This is a genomic window from Streptomyces sp. NPDC096132 (assembly GCF_044763345.1).
GTDB lineage: Bacteria > Actinomycetota > Actinomycetes > Streptomycetales > Streptomycetaceae > Streptomyces.
In genome coordinates this window covers 1-5,581 of record NZ_JBIWGA010000073.1, presented here as the reverse complement: position 1 = coordinate 5,581, position 5,581 = coordinate 1, and the positions used below count along the sequence as shown (strand labels likewise).

At 71.7% G+C, this 5,581-nt stretch carries 6 protein-coding genes; 3 read left to right on the top strand and 3 right to left on the bottom strand.

Annotated features, from left to right (window positions below):
• Positions 1-84 precede the first annotated feature (84 nt).
• The 3 genes from ACIRF9_RS52295 to ACIRF9_RS52285 all read right to left on the bottom strand — a co-directional run bounded on the left by ACIRF9_RS52295 (position 85) and on the right by ACIRF9_RS52285 (position 2,962).
• On the bottom strand, positions 85-885 hold the full coding sequence (locus ACIRF9_RS52295; RefSeq protein WP_403837687.1) for a helix-turn-helix domain-containing protein: 801 nt from the start codon (positions 883-885) through the stop codon (positions 85-87).
• 14 nt (positions 886-899) lie between these two features.
• Positions 900-1,169, bottom strand: a complete 270-nt coding sequence (locus ACIRF9_RS52290) for a hypothetical protein (RefSeq protein WP_403837685.1) — start codon at positions 1,167-1,169, stop codon at positions 900-902.
• 620 nt (positions 1,170-1,789) lie between these two features.
• On the bottom strand, positions 1,790-2,962 hold the full coding sequence (locus ACIRF9_RS52285; RefSeq protein ID WP_403837683.1) for a hypothetical protein: 1,173 nt from the start codon (positions 2,960-2,962) through the stop codon (positions 1,790-1,792).
• A 112-nt stretch (positions 2,963-3,074) separates the two neighbouring features.
• Here ACIRF9_RS52285 and ACIRF9_RS52280 point away from each other — a divergent pair, with 112 nt between their 5' ends.
• From ACIRF9_RS52280 to ACIRF9_RS52270, 3 genes are all read left to right on the top strand, one after another.
• Entirely contained in the window at positions 3,075-3,341 is a 267-nt protein-coding gene (locus tag ACIRF9_RS52280) for a hypothetical protein (RefSeq protein ID WP_403837681.1), read from the top strand.
• A 174-nt stretch (positions 3,342-3,515) separates the two neighbouring features.
• On the top strand, positions 3,516-4,535 hold the full coding sequence (locus tag ACIRF9_RS52275) for a hypothetical protein (RefSeq protein WP_403837679.1): 1,020 nt from the start codon (positions 3,516-3,518) through the stop codon (positions 4,533-4,535).
• Positions 4,536-4,537: 2 nt separating this feature from the next.
• A complete protein-coding gene (locus tag ACIRF9_RS52270) occupies positions 4,538-5,263 on the top strand; it encodes a hypothetical protein (RefSeq protein ID WP_403837677.1) in 726 nt (241 codons plus the stop codon).
• The last annotated feature ends 318 nt before the right edge of the window (positions 5,264-5,581 follow it).

The window sequence follows — 5,581 nt, the reverse complement described above, 5'->3', positions numbered from 1 at the left end:
CTGGGAACGACGCGACGACATCCACGAAGCCTTCCTCGGCCTCGCCACCTGTCTGATCACCCACCGCCACGTCCAACGCCTTTGTTAGGACCTCTTAAGAGATCTGACCGTCAAGGTCGGCCAGACGCCATCTGCGTCGGGCTGGCCGGAGGCCGCCTGCAGGACACGGACGAAATCGCCGTACTTCCTCGTGTCTCGGCCGGCCTCGCGCGCCCGCCGTCCCGGGTCACGCGGCTGCAGACTCTCCCCGGCAGTCGCGGCCCGATCCGTGCGGGCGTGCTTCCACGCCTGCTTCCAGTGCCCCAGCGTGCGTTCGCCGGTGACTCCACAGCCTCGCAGGAATGCTTCGCAGTGCTTCCAGGCGGGCAGTTTGATCTTCCGGTTGGCGATGCCCCACAGGGTCCCGAGGGGAAGCAGGAACACCTCACTCTCACAGGCAGTCCCCGCAGGCTGCGGGACCGTTCCGGCGCGCTGCTGGACGGTGCGCAGCGGCGGGGCCCCGATGGTCTCGTTGAGGGCCGCGAGCGCGGCGGTGAACTCCCGACGGGTGCGGATGTTGTGCACCGCGGGCGCGCGGAGCTGGTGCAGGATGCCGCGGCCCCTGGCCCGGGCCCGCGCCCACAGAAGCAGCGCCTTGCGCTCCTCCTGCGGCGTGGCGCCGCAGCCGCGTGCGTAGGCCACGACGGTGTTCTGCTTCGGCAGGGAGCGGCAGCCGGCCGCGCGCTTGAGCGTCGCGGCCGAGACGGCCAGGTCCGGATTGCCGAGTACCGCGGTGCGCTCGGCGAGTTCGGCGAAGGTGAGCCCGGCCCGCTGCCGGAGCCCCTGGAGGTGGTGCGCCAGCCCAGCGTGGTGCGGGCCGGCGGGCACGGTCTTCACCGGACGCATCTCACCTGCCCCCTTCACCGGCGGGCGGTGGCGTTCACGGCGGCCGCGAAGGCCTCCAGCACGCGGCGGCCGCCCCCTCCGACTGCGTACACGGCGGCACCGATCGCCCCGCACCCGGCGAGGAGGACGAGCACCTCGCGCACCGGCACACCGGCGAGGGCGAGCCCCGCGCCGAGCAGCGGGAAGACACTGACACCGAAAGCCTGCGCGGCCCCGACCGGCGCCCGGCCGGGGCGCGCGCGGTGGGGGACGGGCGCCGCTGCGCCCTCACGGATGCTGGACATGGACGAAGTACCTCCCTGGCATACGTGCGGGCCGTCGGCCGTGGAGACGCCGACAGCTCGCACAGTGATGTGCTACTGGCAATGTGCTACTGGCCGCAAAAACCGGTGAGTGCACGGAAGTTGACGGCTGCCGTGCCCGGTGACGAGCAGCATGCCACGGCCCGCACCCCCCGTGCGGGCCCTCGGCTCACCGGTGTTCCAGGAACCGCTGACAGACCAAGAACGGTCCACCCCGAGCAGCCGCACGCTGCCGACCACGCCTGTTTCCCGTCTCAGGGAGCCAGACGGCGGGGCCCCGGCTCACGGGTGTTCAAGGTTGCCTTGCCAGGGCGCAGTCAAAGAGGGAAAGCTGGCCATCAACCAACCCCGAGCGTCGGGGGGGGGGGGGGGGGGGGGGGGGGGGGGCGCGCCCCCCCCCCCCCCCCCCCCCCCCCCCCCCCCCCCCCCCCCCCCCCCCCCCCCCCCGGCCCTCGGGCCTCCCTGGCACGCTACTGGCCGCAAACCGAAGCAACGCAGGGACACCACAGACCCGTTGACACCGGGCCTGTACCGGCCGGGACCGGTCCCCAGCGGACCGGTCCCGCCGCATACCTCCGGGCATCTGGCTCGCCAAAGATCTTTTATTCGGACCGTTCACCAGGGCCGTCGTCTGCATCACCGCCCACCGCCTTCCGGCCGTTCGTCAGCTCGGCCATGGCGCGCACCCACTTCTCCCCGAAGCCGACGGCGCCCGTCTCGTCGCCGGGGATGCTGAAGATGCACGGGTCCTCCGCGAGCTGCTCCACCAGCGCCTCGTACAGGTTGTCGAAGGGCGGTTCGAGGCAGACCACCAGGGACTCGGCGAACTGGCCGGGGGAGGGGCTGACGGTGATGAGGTGGTCCAGGAAGGGGAACATGCCCCATTCGTCGATCCGCTGCCGCAGCGCGGCCTGCGCCGGTGTGTCCGGCATGAGCAGCCCGTGCATCACATACAGCCCGTAGAACCAGCGCAGACCGAGTAGCACGGTCCGCGCCCGCACGAGCTCCTCGTCACTGGCCCGCTTCACCGGACCCACCACGTCCGCGTGCTGCTCCAACAGCCCCCAGTCCACGGGCGGTACCTCGCCGCGCTCGGCCGCCCCCAGCATCTGCGCCCAGTCCTCGACCTTCAGGCCGTACATGCCGAGCGCGGCGAACGCCTCGGCCAGCGCGTCCGCCCCCACTTCTTCCACCCCCAGACCGATCGCCGCGACCACGTGCACCATGCTCCTGGAGTCCGGCCCCTCGGCCTCCACCGGCACGTCCTCGCCGGCTTCGAGCGCCGCGCGCACCAGGGCGGGGTTCGCCGCCCCGCGGCGCGGCGCCACGAGCCGGCCCGCGGTCGCATACAGCGCGTCCTGCCCCTCCTCACCCGTCCCGGCCGCGCTGCGAGCGAACTCCACCAGCCGGTGCGACACCGACCTCTCCAGCACCCAGACGAGAGCCTGACGCACGGCGCCGACGGGGGGCTCCGGCACCTGAACCGCTCCCGGCCGCACTGCCATGCCGGCCTCGGCGAACCACTCCAGCACAGCCAGTCGACGGTCTCGTCCCTGCCGAAGATGCCGCGCCAGCGCCGCGGCGCTCTCCACCACCACCGGATCGACCGCGTCCACCACCGACCCCCGGCCACGCCCGAGCCCTCGCCGCCGATGCCGCGGCAACAACCCCGCCCGCCGCCAGCTCTCCAACTGGCTGGCCGTCACCACCACCCCCCGCGCGCCCAGTTCACTGATCACCTGCTGATCGGTCGGACTTGCAGTTCCTCGCGCCATGCCCACCATTACAACCCCGAGAAGTGGCCTCTCCCGTGCAATTCCGTCTCTGGCTCACTGGCTCTCCAACACCACCTGCAACCAGCCAACTCCAAGGAAGACCAGCCCCGCCATGACCCCCAGCCACCGGACCCGCATCCGCACAAGGACAGCCGCCGCCTTCACCACCGTGCTCCTGGCCGTCCTCATCGCCGCCGCCTTCCACCACCTCGGCCACGTGAAGGTTCTCCTGGCCGTCCTCACGGCCGCGCTTGCCGCGATCACCGCCACCCTCGCCCTCGCCGCAGCCTTCGCCCCCACCACCGCCACCCGCACCGCCGCCCGCCAGACCCTCGACCTCCTGATGCGCCTCGTGCCCTGGTACACCCCACGGAACTGACCCGCTCAGGGGGGAAGGACCCGCAACCCGAAATGTCTGTGCGGCGAGGTCCAGGCGCCGAATAGGCTCTCCCTGCCTGGAATCAGAACCGACCCGGGACACCACAAGCAGGGCACGCGTGCAGCCCGCGTACGTAAGGAATCGGGCATCGGAGCCCGGGCAGGGGGAGAGGCGATGGCCCGCAGGTCTCAGCCGACGAAACGCACGAGCCAGCGCCCGGACGTGCACTACCCGCTGATCACCAACGGCCTGGACTACCTCATCGACGTAGCCGAGCGGCTGACCGTCGGCCCGGCCGGGCTGCCCGACGCCCGCGCCCTGAAGTACGCCGTCCTGCACCTTCAGGCCGCCACCGAGGTCCTGCTCAAGGCCCGCCTCCAGGACGAGCACTGGACCCTGGTCTTCAAGAAGCCGGAGACCGCCACCCGCACCGCCTTCGACAACGCGGACTTCGACAGCTGCACCACCGACGAGGCCTTCACCCGGCTGACGCAGATCACCGGCCTCGACCTGCCGAACAAGGCCCTCGCCGCAGTGAAGAAACTGGCCCGCGACCGCAACGCCCTGCAGCACTACGCCTTCACCGCCCCGGCCGGTGCTGTCGAGGCACGCGCCGCCGACGTGCTGAACTTCCTGCTGCCCTTCATCGCCGACCACCTGCTGCCCCGCCTCGACACACAGCAGCGGCACGACGCCGACCTGATGCTCGCGGCCGTCCGCGGAAAGCTCGCGCGCATCGAGGCGTACCTCAAAAAGCGCCGCAACGAGCTGCGCACCGAACTCAAGGACGTCGCCGACCACACCGTCACCTGTCCCGAATGCGAGGAGCGGGGCACCCTGGTGCTGGGCGGGGACCTGCCCAACTGCCGCTTCTGCCTCAAGACCTGGGACAGCCCGGAAGAGGCTGTCCAGGAGTACACCTGGCAGCTCTACGGTATGAGGGACCAACCCCACCTGCCGGGCCATGGCGACGACGACGTCCTGATCTGCCCCGAATGCGAAGCCGAGGCACTGATCACCGCGGTGACCGCGGCCGCCCCGGACACCCCACGCATCCTGTGTTTCTCCTGTGCGAACGACTTCACCGACACCGCCTTCACCCTGTGTGAGGGCGGCTGCGCGCGGCCCCTGCCAACCGACTCTGCAGAGCTGCTGTGCCCCGACTGCGCCACCCTCGCCTTCGACAGAATCTGACGATGCCCCAGACCGACCCGCAGCCCATCACCTGCCGCCAGGAGCCGGACGAGCCGTGCGCACGGACCAGGCAGCACATGCCGCACCCCAACCTCCTCCCCGGACCGGGCCCCCGCGTCCGCCACCGGCGTATCCGCATCGTGCGGAATCTGCGCGTCCTGGTGGCCGCGCCCGCCCGGTCCCCGCGCTGTCAGGCGGACGCGCGCCGGGTCGCCGCCCGCCTGACCTACCTGCGCCGCGTGACCTCCCTGCCGTCCCCGGCCCGGCCGGTCCTGATCGTGCCCCCCGGAGCCGCGGACCGAGCCCTCGGCGCCGACGCCAACGTTCTTTACATCTGCACGCACTCCTACCCCGGACCCCACCCCGAAGGCTTCCTCGACACCGACCTGACAGCCCTGCACCGCCCCCTGACCGCCAACGCCCTCATCCTGGACACCTGTTGGGGAGCCGCCCCCGCCGTACGCCGAACCCTGGCCGCCCTGCGCCCCGCCCACCTGCCCCCGCTGGCGCTGCTCGCCCCGGCCGACCGGGCCCCCTTCGACCACCACGTGCTCGCCGGCCCGCTACTCGAGGCACTCCTCACCGGCCCACGGTCCGGCCCGTGGCCCCAGCGCCTCACCGAGGCGAAGACCACCGCTCTGGCCACCACCGAGATGGCCGCGCACACCAGACGAGACTGGGCACGCTGGAAGATCCACACCACCCCCGGAACCCGCCCCACCCCGTAGCCCCCAACTCGGAGAGGCACCACGCCCAAATCCGGATTCCCAGAAAGTTCTCCCCGAAGGAAACACCCCCACCAGCCCTCCTCGCAGCTAGCCGCCCGCGAAGCGGGCCGGGTCCGGGAGCGCAGCGGACGGACCCCCCAAGGCTCCGGGAACCGGAGCCGCTTGAGACTGCGTTAGCAGGCTCAACAGATCCCTGAAGCGCAGCGCAAGGGATCCCGGCCCGAGCGCAGCTCGGGCCGGTGTCACTCCGTCAATCCCCGCGCAACGCGCGGGGATTCCCTTGATCCCTGCGCAGCAGGGATCAACCCGCTCCGCGGG